Origin of the sequence: Foliimonas ilicis, from assembly GCF_039939195.1 — a bacterium.
Taxonomy (GTDB): domain Bacteria; phylum Pseudomonadota; class Alphaproteobacteria; order Rhizobiales; family Rhizobiaceae; genus Foliimonas; species Foliimonas ilicis.
Map to the genome: position 1 here is coordinate 1 of NZ_JBDUUH010000008.1, position 15,376 is coordinate 15,376.

Annotated in this window: 13 protein-coding genes and 1 other RNA gene; 4 read left to right on the forward strand and 10 right to left on the reverse strand. The window is 58.4% G+C overall.

Features of this window, described 5'->3' with window-relative positions; translation table 11 throughout:
* Nucleotides 1–30 precede the first annotated feature (30 nt).
* The 7 genes from ABFT80_RS17250 to ABFT80_RS17280 form a co-directional block, all read right to left on the reverse strand.
* Nucleotides 31–981 (reverse strand): 2-hydroxyacid dehydrogenase, encoded by a 951-nt coding sequence (locus ABFT80_RS17250; protein WP_347973167.1) that lies wholly within the window; start codon nucleotides 979–981, stop codon nucleotides 31–33.
* A gap of 18 nt (nucleotides 982–999) precedes the next feature.
* Nucleotides 1,000–2,631: an ABC transporter ATP-binding protein gene (locus tag ABFT80_RS17255; RefSeq protein ID WP_347973168.1), complete on the reverse strand. Its 1,632-nt coding sequence runs from the start codon at nucleotides 2,629–2,631 to the stop codon at nucleotides 1,000–1,002.
* Complete coding sequence (locus tag ABFT80_RS17260) at nucleotides 2,628–3,779, reverse strand: ABC transporter permease (RefSeq protein ID WP_347973169.1); 1,152 nt, start codon at nucleotides 3,777–3,779, stop codon at nucleotides 2,628–2,630. The genes ABFT80_RS17255 and ABFT80_RS17260 overlap by 4 nt, the downstream gene beginning before the upstream one ends.
* A complete protein-coding gene (locus ABFT80_RS17265; RefSeq protein ID WP_347973170.1) occupies nucleotides 3,779–4,882 on the reverse strand; it encodes a microcin C ABC transporter permease YejB in 1,104 nt (367 codons plus the stop codon). Before ABFT80_RS17265 ends, ABFT80_RS17260 begins: the two co-directional genes overlap by 1 nt.
* Nucleotides 4,883–4,957: 75 nt before the next feature.
* A complete protein-coding gene (locus ABFT80_RS17270; RefSeq protein ID WP_347973171.1) occupies nucleotides 4,958–6,832 on the reverse strand; it encodes an extracellular solute-binding protein in 1,875 nt (624 codons plus the stop codon).
* Nucleotides 6,832–8,730, reverse strand: a complete 1,899-nt coding sequence (locus ABFT80_RS17275; RefSeq protein ID WP_347973172.1) for an extracellular solute-binding protein — start codon at nucleotides 8,728–8,730, stop codon at nucleotides 6,832–6,834. Before ABFT80_RS17275 ends, ABFT80_RS17270 begins: the two co-directional genes overlap by 1 nt.
* A gap of 152 nt (nucleotides 8,731–8,882) precedes the next feature.
* A complete protein-coding gene (locus ABFT80_RS17280; RefSeq protein ID WP_347973173.1) occupies nucleotides 8,883–9,662 on the reverse strand; it encodes a c-type cytochrome in 780 nt (259 codons plus the stop codon).
* Between the two features lie 200 nt (nucleotides 9,663–9,862).
* On the opposite strand from ABFT80_RS17280, the gene ABFT80_RS17285 reads away from it, so the two are divergent.
* Both ABFT80_RS17285 and ABFT80_RS17290 read left to right on the forward strand, forming a co-directional pair.
* Complete coding sequence (locus ABFT80_RS17285; protein ID WP_347973174.1) at nucleotides 9,863–10,588, forward strand: 3-deoxy-manno-octulosonate cytidylyltransferase; 726 nt, start codon at nucleotides 9,863–9,865, stop codon at nucleotides 10,586–10,588.
* Nucleotides 10,589–10,600: 12 nt separating this feature from the next.
* Entirely contained in the window at nucleotides 10,601–11,461 is an 861-nt protein-coding gene (locus ABFT80_RS17290) for a prephenate dehydratase (RefSeq protein WP_347973175.1), read from the forward strand.
* A gap of 41 nt (nucleotides 11,462–11,502) precedes the next feature.
* Here the strand turns inward: ABFT80_RS17290 and ABFT80_RS17295 are convergent, their stop codons facing one another.
* The 3 genes from ABFT80_RS17295 to ABFT80_RS17305 are packed head-to-tail and all read right to left on the reverse strand — an operon-like array spanning nucleotide 11,503 to nucleotide 13,219.
* Nucleotides 11,503–11,796: a Dabb family protein gene (locus ABFT80_RS17295; protein WP_347973176.1), complete on the reverse strand. Its 294-nt coding sequence runs from the start codon at nucleotides 11,794–11,796 to the stop codon at nucleotides 11,503–11,505.
* Nucleotides 11,797–11,824: 28 nt separating this feature from the next.
* Nucleotides 11,825–12,766, reverse strand: coding sequence for an NAD(+) diphosphatase (gene nudC, locus ABFT80_RS17300; protein ID WP_347973177.1), 942 nt, complete (start codon nucleotides 12,764–12,766; stop codon nucleotides 11,825–11,827).
* Nucleotides 12,767–12,799: 33 nt separating this feature from the next.
* Nucleotides 12,800–13,219: an HIT family protein gene (locus tag ABFT80_RS17305; RefSeq protein ID WP_347973178.1), complete on the reverse strand. Its 420-nt coding sequence runs from the start codon at nucleotides 13,217–13,219 to the stop codon at nucleotides 12,800–12,802.
* 120 nt (nucleotides 13,220–13,339) lie between these two features.
* Between ABFT80_RS17305 and ffs the strand changes: the two genes are divergently transcribed.
* Nucleotides 13,340–13,437, forward strand: an RNA gene (gene ffs / locus ABFT80_RS17310) — signal recognition particle sRNA small type.
* Between the two features lie 129 nt (nucleotides 13,438–13,566).
* Nucleotides 13,567–15,375: a DNA polymerase III subunit gamma/tau gene (locus tag ABFT80_RS17315; RefSeq protein WP_347973179.1), complete on the forward strand. Its 1,809-nt coding sequence runs from the start codon at nucleotides 13,567–13,569 to the stop codon at nucleotides 15,373–15,375.
* The last annotated feature ends 1 nt before the right edge of the window (nucleotide 15,376 follow it).

Consider the following 15,376-nt stretch of genomic DNA (forward strand, 5'->3'; position numbering starts at 1 on the left):
GCCTGCATTTCTATTTAAGAATGAATGACCTTAATAACCCGCATCGCGATCCACCACATTCTGTGGCGCTTCTCCACGATCAATAGCGTCCATCTGCGCAAGCATCATGCGTGCAAGCTGGTCGGGGTCAGATGTCGCTGCCGCATGTGGCGTTACGAAGATTTTCGGATGGGTCCAGATTGGGCTGGTTTTGGGCAGCGGCTCAATCTCGAACACATCGAGACTCGCTTCCTTGAGCGTTCCGTCATCCAGCGCGCGGACGATGTCGGCATCTTTCTGCAATCTGCCGCGACCGGCCTGAATAAGCACCGCCCCGCCAAGCCCATTGCGGCGGCGCAATTCGCGCAGCAATTCGTAATTGACGATGCCTTCGGTGGCTGGTGTCCATGGCAAAAGCACGATCAGAATATCGGTTGCGTTCAGAAACGGAACCAGCCCGGCATCGCCCGCAAATGTATCGACGCCCTCGAAGCTCTTGGCATTCCGGCTCCAGCCATTCACGCGGAAGCCGAGCGCCAGAAGCTGCTTGGCGGTCGCACGGCCCAATTCGCCGAACCCCATGATACCGACGGAAATGTCGTTTGCGGTTCGCTGCAGCGGCTCATGCCAGATCTTGCGCTGCTGCTGGACGCGGAAAAGATGCCCCTGCCGGTGATGATCCATCACGCGCCAGACGAGATATTCGGTCATATGGCGGGTGAGATTGTCGGCCACGACGCGCACGATCGGCACATCCGGCAGGCCGGGATCGGTCAGAATGTGATCGATCCCGGCGCCCACCGAGAATATCGCGCGCAGATTGGGCAGGTTTTTCAGCACATTGTGCTTCTGCCTCCAGACGACGGCGTATTCGATGGACGGGTCCTGCGCGCCTTCGGGCTCCAGCACCACCTTGCGCTTGCCCGACAGGGCATCGTGCCAATGCTGCGGGTTCAGACCCGTCACTGAAACAAGAATGCGTCCGCTGCTGTCGTCTGCCATGAGATATGCCCCTGCCTGCTATTCGCTGACTGCGCCGACCTCCGCCGTCTCGATGCGGAAAGCTGCCGAGATCAAGGCGCGAGTATAGTCGGTTTGCGGGTTTTCGAAAATCTGCTCGGAGGAGCCGTATTCCACGACCTTGCCGTTGCGCATGACGATCACCTCATTCGCCAGCGCGCGCACCACCTTCAGATCGTGGCTGATGAACAGATAAGCGAGGTCATGTTTGGCTTGCAGGCTGCGCAGAAGATCGACCACCTGCGCCTGAACGCTCATATCGAGCGCCGATGTCGGCTCGTCCAGCATGACGAAGCGTGGCTTCAAAACCATCGCGCGCGCAATCGCGACGCGCTGGCGCTGGCCGCCGGAAAACTCATGCGGATAGCGAAGACGTGTTTCAGGATCGAGGCCCACCTCGCGCAGAACATTCACGACGCGCTCGTCGCGCTGGTCGGCGTTCAGCTTCGGCTCGTGGATTTTCAGGCCTTCCTCGATGATTTCGGAGACCGACATGCGCGGGCTGAGCGATCCGAACGGGTCCTGAAAGACGATCTGCAATTCACGGCGCAGCGGCCGCATATCGTTGAACGACAATTCGTTTATGTTGCGTCCGTCGAAATGGATTTTCCCGGTCGAGGAAATCATCCGCGAGAGTGCCAGCCCAAGCGTGGTCTTGCCCGACCCGGATTCGCCGACCACGCCGACCGTCTGCCCGGCACGAATGGCGATGTCGATGCCATCGACCGCCTTGACGTGATCGACAGTCTTGCGGAAGAAGCCCTGCTTGATCGGAAACCAGACCTTGATGTCATCGCCCGACATCACAGTCTTTGCGGAGGCGTCCGCAACCGGCGGCTTGCCCTTCGGCTCGGCGGCCAGAAGATGGCGCGTATATTCGTGCTGCGGATTGGCGAAGATGTCCTTGGTCGGACCCGTCTCGACGATCTTGCCCTTGGTCATGACGCAGACACGGTCCGCGATCTTGCGCACGATTCCGAGGTCGTGCGTGATGAACAGCATCGACATGCCATTCTTCGTCTTGAGGTTCGCCAGGAGCTCCAGAATCTGTGCCTGAACGGTCACGTCCAGCGCGGTCGTAGGCTCGTCGGCAATCAGCAGCGCGGGTTCGTTTGCGAGCGACATGGCGATCATCACGCGCTGGCGCTGGCCGCCGGAAAGCTGATGCGGATAGGCGCCAAGGCGTTTTTCCGGCTCGCGGATACCGACCTCGTTCAGTAGCGCGAGTGTCCTCGCACGCGCCTGTTTGTCGCCCATGCCCTGATGTATTTTCAGGACTTCGACAATCTGCTGCTCGATCGTGTGCAGCGGATTGAGCGAGGTCATCGGCTCCTGAAAGATCATGGTGATCTTGTTGCCGCGAACCTTACGAAGCGCTTTTTCGCCTTTCGCGAGCAGATCCTCGCCCTCGAACAGGATTTGCCCGGAAGGATGGCTGGCCGAAGGGTAGGGCAGGAGCTTCAGCACGGACAGCGCCGAAACCGACTTGCCCGAACCGGATTCGCCCACCAGCGCCACCGTCTCGCCCTTCTGGATATCGAAGGAGATATGATCGACGGCCAGCGACTCCCGCCCGCCTTGCGTGAAGGCGATGGAGAGGTCGCGGACGGACAGCAAAGGCTCTTTACTCATTTGAACGTCTTCCGCGGATCGAACGCGTCGCGCGTCGCTTCGCCGACGAATATGAGCAGCGACAGCATGATCGAAATCACGAAGAAGCCGGAAAGCCCAAGCCAGGGCGCGTTCAGATTGCGCTGTCCCTGCTTCAGCAATTCACCGAGCGAAGCCGAGCCGGGCGGCAGGCCGAAGCCGAGGAAGTCCAGCGAGGTCAGCGTGGTGATCGAGCCGTTCAGGATGAAGGGCAGGAATGTCAGCGTCGCCACCATGGCGTTGGGCAGCAGATGCCGGAACATGATCGTGCGGTTCGGCACACCAAGCGCGCGGGCCGCATTCACATATTCGAAATTGCGCGCGCGCAGGAACTCGGCGCGAACGACGCCCACAAAAGCGACCCACGAGAAAAGCAGCATCAGCCCAAGCAGGATGAAGAACCCCGGCGGCAGAACGGCAGCCACAATCAGCAGAAGGTAGAGAACCGGAATGGCCGACCAGATTTCGATGAAACGCTGGAAGATAAGGTCGGTGACGCCGCCGAAATAACCCTGAACGGCACCGGCCGAGACACCGATGAGGGCAGAGCCGAGCGTCAGGATCAGGCCGAAAAGAACCGAGACGCGGAACCCGTAGATGACACGCGCCATGACGTCGCGCGCCTGATCATCGGTGCCAAGCCAGTTCCAGTTGCCGACGACGCAATTGGGATCGTTCGCGCCCTGCGGATAGCGCGTGCAGCGCGTTTCCTTGTCGTACATCCATGATGGCTTGGCGGGTGCCGCCTGCGGAATTTCATTGTTCACGGAGCGGTAGGAATAGCGGATCGGTGGCCAGATCGCCCAGCCATTCGCTTCGATCTCGTCCATGATGATCGGATCGCGGTAATCCGTTATGGCGTAGAAGCCGCCGAATTTCTCCTCCGGATAATCGATCAGAACAGGCATCAGAATCTCGCCCTTGTAATAGGCGAGTACCGGCTTGTCATTCGCCAGAAACTCGGCGAACAGCGACAGCACGAAGATGATGAGGAAAATCCAGAGCGACCAGTATCCGCGCCGGTTCGCCTTGAAATTCTGCCAGCGACGTTGATTAAGGGGCGAAAGCCATGGCCGCTTTCGCTTCTCGACTGCTGCTGGCGCGAGTGGTTCGTTCACGACGCTATTCATCAAACGTCTCGCCGCTCGAAATCGATGCGCGGATCGATCCAGGTGTAGGTCAGGTCGGAAACAAGGCTGATAACGAGGCCAATCAGCGAGAAGATGTAGAGATTGGCGAAGACCACCGGATAATCGCGATCGAGGATCGAGCGGAAACCGAGAAGGCCGAGCCCATCCAGCGAGAAGATGTTTTCGATGAGTAGAGAGCCGGTGAAGAAGGCGGAGATGAAGGCGCCCGGAAAGCCTGCGATGATGATGAGCATGGCATTGCGGAAGACGTGGCCGTAAAGCACCTGCCGTTCCGACAAGCCCTTGGCGCGGGCGGTCACGACATACTGCTTGCGAATTTCGTCGAGGAAGGAATTCTTGGTCAGAAGTGTCGTCGTCGCGAACGCCGAAAGCACCATTGCGGTCAACGGCAGGGTGATGTGCCACAGATAATCGAGGATTTTCCCGCCGATCGAAAGCTGGTCGAAATTATCCGATGTCAGGCCGCGCAAGGGGAACCAGTCGAAGAAGGATCCGCCCGCGAACAGCACCATGAGCAGGATAGCGAACAGGAAACCCGGTATCGCATAGCCGACGATGACGATGCCGCTGGTCCATATGTCGAAGGCCGAGCCGTCCTTCACCGCCTTCCGAATGCCGAGCGGTATCGAAATCAGATAGGATAAAAACGTTATCCAGAGCCCCAGCGATATTGAAACCGGCATTTTTTCCAGAATGAGATCGAGCACCGATATGTCGCGGAAATAACTGTCCCCGAAATCGAAGCGCGCATAATTCCAGATCATCATGCCGAAGCGTTCCAGCGGCGGCTTGTCGAAACCGAATTGTTTCTCGAGTTTCGCGATGAATTCGGGGTCCAGCCCCTGCGCGCCGCGATATTTGGACGAGACTTCGCCGCCCACTTCGAAATTGGTCATACTCCCGGCATCGCCACCACCACCGCCGAGACGGTCGGTGGAATCGCCGCCTTGTCCGGTTATGCGTGAAATGACCTGCTCGACAGGCCCGCCGGGGGCGAACTGGATGACGAGGAACGAAATGGCCATGATGCCGAGCAATGTCGGCACCATCAGCAGAACGCGTCGAAGAATATAGGCGCCCATCAGCCGATGCTCACAGCGAGACGGGTTTCAGGATTGCGCGACAATCCATGTCCCGCCAGATGCGCGTTGCGCTCATTACCCCTTGCCAATTGCCGCCGCCTTGTCCTTGTCGAACCACCAGATTGCCTCGACCGGGAAGCCATAATCGGGTTTCGGTTCCTTGAAACCGAACATATCCCAGAATGCTGCCCGGTGATTCGGCGAAAACCAATTTGGAATCCAGTCTTGCCGCACGCGCAAGACCCGATCGAGCGCGCGCATTGCCACAGTCAGCGTCTCGCGATTGTCCGCAGCACCGATTGCGTTGATCAGGGCGTCGATCGCGGGACTGGCCGTGCCGGGAAGGTTGCGGCTACCGGAAACACTGGCGGCGCGCGAGTGAAACACGTTTTCCAACTCGTCGCGGGTCGGAGTCGCGCTGAATGACAGTGCCTGCATGTACAGATCATAGTCGAAATCGCGCTGCCGGGCTTCGTATTGCGCGGAATCGACCAGGCGGATCGTTGCGTTGACGCCGACAGCCTTCAGATTTTCCACCCATGGGCCGACCAGCCGGACGAAAGAATCGTCATCCACCAGCATTTCGGCGTCGAGCGTCTCGCCCTTTTCGTTTCTCAGCATATTGCCGCTGCGCTTCCATCCGGCTTCGGCAAAAAGCTTCGAAGCTTGGCTGAGGAGCTTTCTGTCCCGCCCCGAACCGTCGGAAACGGGCTGGATAACGGCATCGCCGAATGCTTCCAGCGGCAACTCTCCGCGAAACGGTTCGAGAAGCGCCAGTTCTTCCGGTGAGGGAGAGCCTTCGGCCTTGAACTCGGATTTTTCGAAGCAGGATTGCGACCGCTCATACAGACCGAAGAACAGATTGCGATTGGTCCATTCGTAGTCGAAGCAAAGGTTCAGCGCGCGCCGCACGCGAATATCCTTGAAGCGTTCGCGGCGCTGGTTGATCGCAGTGCCTTGCATCGAAGGACGTAAATCCGACGGGAAATCGCGCTTGATGACCTTGCCTGCATTAAGCGCGGGAAAATCATATCCCGTTGCCCATATGCGGGCTGTCGCTTCCTGCCGATAGAAGATGTCGCCTTTCTTGAAAGCTTCGAATCCGGCCTGCCTATCGCGGTAGAACTCGATACGGATGCGGTCGAAATTATACTGTCCGCGATTGATCGGCAGGTCGCGCGCCCAGTAATCCTCGACCCGGTCGTATTCGATCCATTGGCCTGCCGACAAGCGCCCGACCTTGTAGGGGCCGGAACCCAGCGGCGGCTTCATCTGCGAGGCGTCGAATTTGTTTTCCGTATAATAGGCGGACGAAATGATCGGGAAACCGACGACATTCAAAATGGTCCGCGCCGATTGCTTGCCTGAGAAAGTCAGGCGGAAGGTGCGATCATCCAGCGCCTTCGCTTCCGTCATTTCGGTCAGCGAAAGCATCAGGGTCGGATGCCCGGATTCCTTGAATGTATCGAATGTGAAAGCGACATCACGCGCCGTCAGCGGCGTTCCGTCATGGAATTTCGCTTCCGGGCGCAGTGAAAATTCGAAGCTGTTGCGATCTGCCGAAAGCGTCACGCTTTCTGCGAGCAGCCCGTAAACCGCATCCGGTTCATCCAATGCTGAACCCATCAGCGAATCGAAGCACATCTCGATGCGCGGCGGTCCGTCGCCTCTTAGCGAGAATGCGTTCAGCGTGTTGAAGGTGAGAACGCTTTGATTAAAGCCCCAGTTGGGCGGCGAGAAATTGAAGGTTCCGCCCTTTGGAGCATCCGCATTCACATAGTCGAAATGCGGAAAGTCTTTTGGATATTTCAGATCGCCGAATGCCGACAGCCCGTGAAGCTTCACCTCGGTTAGGCTTTCGGCAAATGCACGGCCCGGCAGAATTGCTGCCAGCGCCGCCGAACCTGTGGCGGCGAGAAATGCGCGGCGTGGCAGCCGGAAGCTCGTCATCAATTGCCGCTCTTGTATTTGGCCGCCAGCGCCTTTTCCTTTTCAGGGTCGATCCACCAGGAGTCGATATCCGCGCCGAGATATTCCGGCTGCTTGTCGGGAATGCCGAATTTGTTCCAGTAGGCCAGGAAGATGTTCGGCCGGCTGAACTGCGGAACGATGTAATAATTCCACAACAAAACCCGGTCGAGTGCATGGGTGGCGGCAACGAGATCGTCGCGGTCGGTGGCGAAGATGATCCTATCGACAAGCGCATCGACCACCGGATTTTTGATGCCTGAATAGTTTCTCGAACCCTGCGCGTCGGCAGCCTGCGATCCCCAGTAATCGCGCTGTTCGTTGCCGGGCGAACTGGACTGCGGCAGGACCGAAGTTATCACGTCGTAATCGAAGCCGTTGACCCGGTTTATATACTGGCTGCTGTCGATAACGCGTAGCGAGGCGGTAACACCGATCTTGCGCAAATTGGCGATGAACGGATTGATCGTCGATTCCGATCCTTGCCTCGAATCCAGAATTTCGAAGACAAATGGCGCGCCTGTCTTTTCGTTGGTCATCTTGCCGTCTTTTATTTTCCAGCCCGCCTCGGCAAACAGCTCGATCGCCTTGCGCAAATTCTGCCGTTCGGATTGAGGCGTTTCATAGACAGGCAATTTGAACTCTTGCGTAAAGAGTTCGGGCGGCAACTGGTCCTTGTACTCGTTGAGGATTTCGAGTTCCGCGCCCTGCGGCAGACCGCTGGATGCGAGATCGCCGCCGACGAAATAGCTGTCCGTGCGGACATTGAGGCCGAAGGACTGCGTGCGGTTCATGGTCTCGAAATCAAAGGCGTATGTCAGAGCCTCGCGCACCTTCCGATCCTGAAACATCGGCCTGCGCAGGTTCATTATGAAGCCCTGCATGTTCTGGTAAGCGGTCGCCTTGAACTCGCGCTTGATGACATCGCCTGCGTTGAAGGCAGGGAAATTATAGACGGTCATCCAGCGGCGCGCGCTGGCTTCCGCCTCGATATCCTCGATGCCGCCCTTGGTGAAGGCCTGCCAGGCTGCGGATTCGTCCTGAATATAGACATAGCGGCGGCGATCGAAATTGTTACGGCCGACATTGACGCCGATATCCGCGGCCCAATGGTCAGGGACCCGGCTCCAGATTATTTCGGAGCCTGGCCGGAAACTCTCGAGCTTGTAGGGGCCGGAACCCAGCGGCGCTTCCAGCGTCGGGCGGGTTACGTCGCGCTTCTTGCCGTTCTTGTCCGTGCCTTCCCACCAATGCTTGGGCAGCACGACGAGATCGCCGATGATCTTGGGCAATTCACGATTGCCCTTCTGGTCGAAGCGGAACTCGACCTCGCGGTCGGAGATAGCCACGGCCTCGGTGACGTTGGTGTAATAGCGGTTGTACATCGGGCTGTTGGTTTTCAGCACGTTGAACGACCAGATGACGTCGTCGGTGGTTATCGGCGTGCCGTCATGCCATTTGGCGCGAGGATCCAGGCGGTAGGTGACCGAGGAAAAGTCATCCGGATATTTGAACGCATCTGCAATCAGCGGGTGGCTGACGCTGGGTTCGTCGCGAGACTGCTCCATCAGCGTTTCATAGAGAATTCCACCGCCGAAGGATGCGAAACCGGCCGCGGGAGAGCCTTGCACGATGTAGGGATTGAAGCTGTCGAAGGAGCCCGATGCCACTGAATTGAGCGTGCCGCCCTTGGGCGCGTCAGGGTTCACATAGTCGTAGCGTTTGAAATCAGTGCCATATTTCGACTCGGCGTCCAGCGATGAAGACACGCGCCACTCGTCGGCGTGGGCCAGGGTTGGTAAGGCGGTTGCTACACCGATTGCGAGAAGGGCGGCAATGAAGCCGTTTCCGTGAAGGGTCGCTTTCCAGCCTGCTCGCATACTGTCCTCTTCAAAAATTGAATCGCCAGTCTAGTGAATTCCCGCACCATGAAAACCGCCAGTCTTTGCGTTTTTTCAGGCACATGCAGAATTTCTAACAAAAAAGCCGGGCTGAACCCGGCTTTTTCATGATCTGCAATATTACAATTTCGTTATTGCGCTGGCGCAGGTGTTGCAGGCTGCTCGGCGGGAGCGTTCTCGCCTTCGGCAGGAGCTTCCTTTGCAGGCTGTTCCGCTTCACCATTTGCCGGTGCTTCACCCTCGGTAGGTGCCGGTGCGGCAGGCTGTTCGGCATTGTTTTCCTGTGCAGGAGCCTCACCTTCGGCAGGAGCTGCGCCGTCAGCCGGTGCTGCGCCTTCGGCGGGAGCTGCTGCAGGTTCTGCTTCCGGCGTTGGCAATGGTGCCGGATTGTCGGAAAGCGTACGCAGATAAGCGATCAGATTTGCGCGTTCATCGTCCTTCTTGATGCCCGCGAAGCCCATTGCCGTTCCGCGAACGAGGCCCTTTGGAGCATGGATGAAGTCGGAAAGGTGCTGGTAGTCCCAGACAACCGAGCCGCCCTGTGCGAATTCCTTGAGCGCGCCCGAATAGGCAAAGCCTTCATGCGAGGCGACCGGACGGTTCACGATGTCCCAGAGGTCGGGACCGACCTTGTTCGGGCCGCCCTTTTCGCCGGAATGGCAGGCCGTGCAACGCCTGAAGACCGCTTCGCCTGCTGCCGCATCCGCTTTTTCAAGCAGATTGGCGATCGGCACGACAACGGCAGCTTCGGCTGCGCCGCCAGCTTCCGGCTCTACGGCTTCGATGTGGAAACCGGGCTTCTCCGGTACCGGAGCGGCAAAGATCCCGTCCGAGACAATCGCGATAGAGAACACGACGAATACCGTGCCCAGAAGGCCGCCGATTATCTTGTTGAATTCGAATGAGTCCATTCGCCCCAGGGCTCCCTTGTCCGGCCGGCCTGCGTAAGGCGCTAGTCCGTGTCTCCGACCGCATGCTTCAGTAGCCGGTCCGGGCCGGCTGAATTTGGCGGAAACTAGGTCTTTTGCTCGCCCGTTGCAACACATATAAGAGGCCCCGTAGTGAGACTTTTTGCCACTTTTGATTGCTTGTCCCGGAACACCCGATTCTCATGTCCATACTCATCCTAATCCCAGCAAGAATGGCCTCGACCCGCCTGCCAGGTAAGCCTTTGGCCGATATTTCGGGAAAGCCGATGATCGTCCATGTTGCCGAGCGCGCCCGCGAAAGCGACCTCGGACGCATTGTCGTGGCCACAGATACTGCCGAAGTTGCCGCTGCCGTTCGCGCACATGGTTTCGAAGCGGTGATGACGAAAGTCGGCCACGAATCGGGCTCGGACCGCATTTTTGAGGCCCTGTCTCAGGTTGATCCCGACAAAAAAGTTGAAACGGTGGTGAATGTGCAGGGCGATCTGCCGACCGTCGAGCCCGAAACGATCAGGGCGGCACTTCGCCCATTCGACGAGCCTTCCGTGGATATTGCGACGCTCTGCGTCGAAATTGAACGCGAGGAAGAAAAGCTCAACCCCAATGTGGTGAAGCTCGTCGGCTCGCCTCTGTCCGAGCAAAGACTGCGCGCTCTTTATTTTACGCGCGCCACCGCACCTTGGGGCGAGGGGCCGCTTTATCATCACATCGGCCTCTATGCTTACAGGCGCCGCGCGCTCGAACGTTTTGTGGCGCTAAGCCCGTCCGTTCTGGAGCGTCGCGAAAGGCTGGAGCAATTGCGCGCTCTGGAAGCCGGCATGCGCATAGACGCCGAAATCGTCAATTCCGTTCCGCTTGGCGTCGATACGCCCGAAGACCTCGATCGCGCCCGCGCGATTCTTTCCTGAGACAGGTTCATCATGCCCGAAAAAACCAACCGCATCTCCTTCCAGGGTGAGCCTGGCGCGAATTCCGATACGGCCTGCCGCAACGTATTTCCAACCATGGAGCCGTTGCCTTGCCCGACTTTCGAGGATGCGTTCAATGCGGTCGAAACGGGCAAAGCCGATCTGGCGATGATTCCGATCGAAAACACGATCGCCGGACGCGTCGCCGATATTCATCACCTTCTGCCCGAATCGAAGCTGCATATCGTTGGTGAGTATTTCCTGCCGATCCATTTCCAGCTCATGGTTCTGCCGGGCGTAAAGCGCGATGAAATTAAGTCCGTGCACAGCCACATCCATGCGCTCGGCCAGTGCCGTAAATATATTCGCAAGAATGGCTGGAAACCGGTGATTGCGGGCGACACTGCGGGCGCTGCAAAGATGGTTTCCGAGGTCAAGGACCGCACGATGGCAGCACTTTCGCCGCTTCTCGCGTCCAGCCTCTACGGTCTCGATATTCTGGAAGAAGACGTCGAGGACATCGAAAACAACATTACGCGTTTCGTCGTGCTTTCGAAAACCAAGAAATGGGCAGAGCGTTTGCCCGGCGTTTCGATGGTGACGACATTCGTGTTCAATGTGCGCAACGTTCCAGCCGCTCTCTACAAGGCGATGGGCGGTTTCGCGACCAACGGCGTCAACATGACGAAGCTCGAAAGCTACCAGCTCGGCGCGTTCACCGCGACGCAGTTCTATGCCGATGTTGAAGGCCACCCGGAAGACAGTAATGTCGCGCTGGCGCTTGAAGAGCTGAAATTCTTCTCACGCGAAGTTCGCATTCTGGGCGTCTATCCCGCCCACGAAACGCGGGCGCTGTATAATCTGGAAGCTTAGAGCACTAAATGCCTCTCAGGGGATGAGGGGCTTGTCCCGCTTCAATCCAGCCGCACATAGTCGATTTCCATGAAGGCTTCGACCTCCGGCACCCACCGGTCGCGGACGAATGCGACATGGGCTGGATGGTTGTTGTAGCCGGCATAGGCGGCCTCATCCGCGAATTCCATCGAGAAGCCGAAAGCGTAATCGTTCTTTTTGCTGACTTGCCGAAGCTGCTCGAATCGCTCGACGCCTGGAATGTCGGCCAGCGCTTTCGCACTTTCGAGAAAATCCTTCTCCTTTGCAGAGCCAGAAGCGTGTTTAAGCCGGAAAACGACGGTATGACGGATCACGGATTTTCTCCCGAAATCATTGGATGGTTCAGTCCTGTTGCGCCCAATTGCGGATTAGAAGGCTGGCAATTGCCTCTCTGGGCGGAACGACGATGCCTTCAGGGTGTTTGCCGGTAATCGCGGTCAGGACTTCCTCACGCGAAAACCAGCGGCAATCCTCCAGCTCGGTCATGTCTGCGCGAATCTCGTCGTCCAGCGCCTCGCCATAACAGCCGATCATCAGTGAATAGGGAAAAGGCCATGGCTGGCTTGCGTGATAAAGCACGCGTCCGAGCCGGATGCCGGACTCCTCGAATGTTTCGCGCCGCACTGCCGCCTCGATGGTTTCGCCCGGCTCGATGAAGCCTGCCAGCGCGGAATACATGCCCGGTGCGAAATGCGGGCTGCGGCCGAGAATGCATTTGTCGCGCTTGACGGTCAGCATGATGGCAACCGGATCGGTGCGCGGGAAATGCTCGGTCGCGCAGTTTGTACAGAGCCTTTTGTAACCGCCAGCGCGAATCTCCGTGGGATGCCCGCAGCGTCCGCAAAAGCGATGCGTGCTGTGCCATGCGAGCAGAGCGCCGCCCTGCGCCAAAGCGCCAACCGCAGCAGAATCCACCAGACCCTGCATATAGACCGACCGGTAATCGATCGCCTTGATCGTCTCGGGCAAATCTTCCGCTTCGACTCCGATGGGAACCGCCAGCACCGGCCCTTGCTCCGACAATCCGAGCAGAACCGAATCTTCAAGCTTCGGCAGAAAGGGTGCTGCCTGCGATATATTGAAATAGGCGTCGAAATTACTGCCATCATATTTCAGATGAAGCCGCCCGCCGCGCATCAGAAGCAGCCGCGCCGTCGGATCTGCAAGGGCAATCTGCACGCAATCGTCGGCCCGGTTCTCGGACTGCCTGTCGATATTGTTTCCGGAAAACCCTGTGAACTGGCTTGGTTCGCGCAATGGCGCGTCGAAAAGTTTGAATGTCATGGATGGCTCTAAGCTGTCTCTATGGACCGGCAATTACAGCGCGGCTTTTATCTTCTCGATGAAAGGGCGAAGTTTCTTTTGCTCGTAAGGTTCGCGCAATCCGTGACCCCAGACCGGGCCGGGCCACGCGGCGTCATTCTCGTTTCGTGCGATGATATGGACATGCAACTGGCGAACAATGTTGCCCAGTGCGCCGGAATTGATCTTGGTGCAGCCGGTCGTGTTTTTCAGGGCCGCCGCCACCATATTCGTCTCAAATGTCAGCATCGCCTGGTCGAGCGGCGTCATGTCGTGAATTTCTTCGATACCGGGACGTTGCGGAACGAGAATGAGCCACGGCCATCTCTGGTCGTTCATCACGCGCAATTCACAGAGGCCGAGCCACATCAAGGGTTCAGTGTCGGACTCGAGTTTCGCGTCCAACTCAAACCCGGCCTTCAGGCCAGCGATCATGTGCTTTCCCTCATTTTCAGCGAGAGGCTAGTTGTCGCGCATGCCGACTGCAAGCGAATCATTGAAAGCCTCTGGCCAACGCTCTTGCATTTCTCGATCGAATTGCCGATATGGAAAGCGGGAGGTTGGTGGTGGACGAGCCACTCGCCAACCGGGTCAGGTCCGGAAGGAAGCAGCCCTAACGAGCCACGGCACGGGTCATTGTGCCAGCCTCCCACCTCTTCGCCATATGCCGTAGCGGTCCGCCGAGACATTCACGGCCGATCGTGGCATGGTCGAGTGACAACGAAGAGCCCGCGTCCATCTACCGGAGCGCATGGCTATAGCGATCGGAGCGAAACGGGCGCATGAGCGAAGCCGGAAACGACCAGAATCAGAAGGCTGCCGGCGCCTATCGAGTTCTCGCCCGAAAATATCGGCCTTCCGATTTCGATACGCTCATCGGCCAGGAGCCGATGGTCCGCACGCTCACCAACGCATTTTCAACAGGCCGCATCGCGCAAGCATGGATGCTGACCGGCGTTCGCGGTGTGGGCAAGACCACCACCGCGCGCATTCTGGCGCGTGCGCTGAATTATAAAACCGCCGATATCAACGAACCGTCCGTCGATCTGCGCGAGCTCGGAGAGCATTGCAAAGCGATCATGGAAGGCCGCCATGTCGATGTGATCGAGATGGACGCCGCTTCCCATACCGGCATCGACGACATTCGCGATATCATCGAACAGGTGCGCTATTCGCCCGTTTCGGCGCGCTACAAGGTCTACATCATCGACGAAGTTCACATGCTGTCCACACAGGCCTTCAACGGCCTGCTGAAGACGCTTGAAGAACCGCCGCCTCATGTAAAATTCATTTTCGCGACGACCGAAATCCGCAAAGTGCCGATTACGGTGCTTTCGCGCTGTCAGCGTTTCGATCTGCGCCGCATTGATTCGTCCGCACTCGTCGGCCATCTGCGCAACATAGCCGGCCTCGAAGGCATCGACGTCGATGACGCCGCCCTCGCAATGGTCGCACGTGCCGCCGAAGGTTCGGCGCGTGATTCGCTGTCGATCTTCGATCAGGCGATCGCCCATGGCGCAGGCACGGTTACTGCCGAGGCCGTGCGTTCGATGCTGGGTCTTGCCGACCGCACACGCATCGTCGATCTGTTCGAGCATGTCATGAAGGGCGATGCTGCTGCCGCATTGGCGGAGTTTCGCACGCAGTACGATACAGGCGCGGACCCTTCCGCCGTTCTCACCGATCTTGCAGAATTCACCCATCTGGTGACGCGCCTGCGCTTCGTGCCGCAAGCGGCGGAAGATGCGACACTGTCGGAAGAAGAACGCCGCCGCGGCCTCGAGTTTGCCGATGCGCTGTCGGTTCGCGTGCTTTCACGCGCATGGCAGATGCTGCTCAAGGGAATTCCAGAAGTACAAAGCTCGAATCGCCCTGTCAGCGCTGGCGAGATGCTGCTGATCCGTCTTGCGCATGCTGCGGATTTGCCGACGCTGGACGAAGCGCTGAAATCGCTTGGCGATTCCGATCAGCCTGCGCCGCAAGGCTCGCGTCCTTCATCCGGTAATGGAAATGGTGCTGGCCCCGGCAATGGCGCTCATGCTGTCTCAACGGCGCGGGTTTCGTCGGGCGGCGGCAATGGCGGCCAGACGATGCGGCTGGTTGCGCCGGAACCTGCCGAGTTCGTAAAGCCCGAAATTCAGGCCCAGCCCGAAGAGCCGGAAGTCCCGCTCAAATCCATCGCCGATATCGTCGCCCTGGCGGATGCCAACCGCGACATGACCTTCAAGGTTCTGCTGAAGCGTTGCGTGCGTCCGGTTCGCATCGAGCCGGGCAGACTGGAAGTCAGCCTGACGCCCGAAGCGCCTAAGACTTTGCTCGGCGACCTGACCGGCAAGCTCCTGAAATGGACGGGCCGCCGCTGGGTCGTGACGCTCGCCCGCGAAGAGGGCGGGCCGACAATGGCCGAGATGGAAGCGAGCAAGCGCGAAACCGCGTTTCTCGACGCAAAGAGCGACCCGACCGTCGCCGCCATTTTATCGCGCTTTCCGGGCGCGAAGATCATAGATGTGAGAATTCCGGACGCGCCGGAAGTCGATACGGAAAGCGATATCCCGCCTGATCCCTCAGTGGATGATGATGACGATAGCTGAT

Bases quoted from the DNA above. Each gene is read 5' to 3' on its own strand.
- ABFT80_RS17250 (WP_347973167.1), bottom strand. From the start codon at position 981: ATGGCAGACGACAGCAGCGGACGCATTCTTGTTTCAGTGACGGGTCTG.
- ABFT80_RS17255 (WP_347973168.1), bottom strand. From the start codon at position 2,631: ATGAGTAAAGAGCCTTTGCTGTCCGTCCGCGACCTCTCCATCGCCTTC.
- ABFT80_RS17260 (WP_347973169.1), bottom strand. From the start codon at position 3,779: ATGAATAGCGTCGTGAACGAACCACTCGCGCCAGCAGCAGTCGAGAAG.
- ABFT80_RS17265 (WP_347973170.1), bottom strand. From the start codon at position 4,882: ATGGGCGCCTATATTCTTCGACGCGTTCTGCTGATGGTGCCGACATTG.
- ABFT80_RS17270 (WP_347973171.1), bottom strand. From the start codon at position 6,832: ATGACGAGCTTCCGGCTGCCACGCCGCGCATTTCTCGCCGCCACAGGT.
- ABFT80_RS17275 (WP_347973172.1), bottom strand. From the start codon at position 8,730: ATGCGAGCAGGCTGGAAAGCGACCCTTCACGGAAACGGCTTCATTGCC.
- ABFT80_RS17280 (WP_347973173.1), bottom strand. From the start codon at position 9,662: ATGGACTCATTCGAATTCAACAAGATAATCGGCGGCCTTCTGGGCACG.
- ABFT80_RS17285 (WP_347973174.1), top strand. From the start codon at position 9,863: ATGTCCATACTCATCCTAATCCCAGCAAGAATGGCCTCGACCCGCCTG.
- ABFT80_RS17290 (WP_347973175.1), top strand. From the start codon at position 10,601: ATGCCCGAAAAAACCAACCGCATCTCCTTCCAGGGTGAGCCTGGCGCG.
- nudC (WP_347973177.1), bottom strand. From the start codon at position 12,766: ATGACATTCAAACTTTTCGACGCGCCATTGCGCGAACCAAGCCAGTTC.
- ABFT80_RS17305 (WP_347973178.1), bottom strand. From the start codon at position 13,219: ATGATCGCTGGCCTGAAGGCCGGGTTTGAGTTGGACGCGAAACTCGAG.
- ABFT80_RS17315 (WP_347973179.1), top strand. From the start codon at position 13,567: ATGAGCGAAGCCGGAAACGACCAGAATCAGAAGGCTGCCGGCGCCTAT.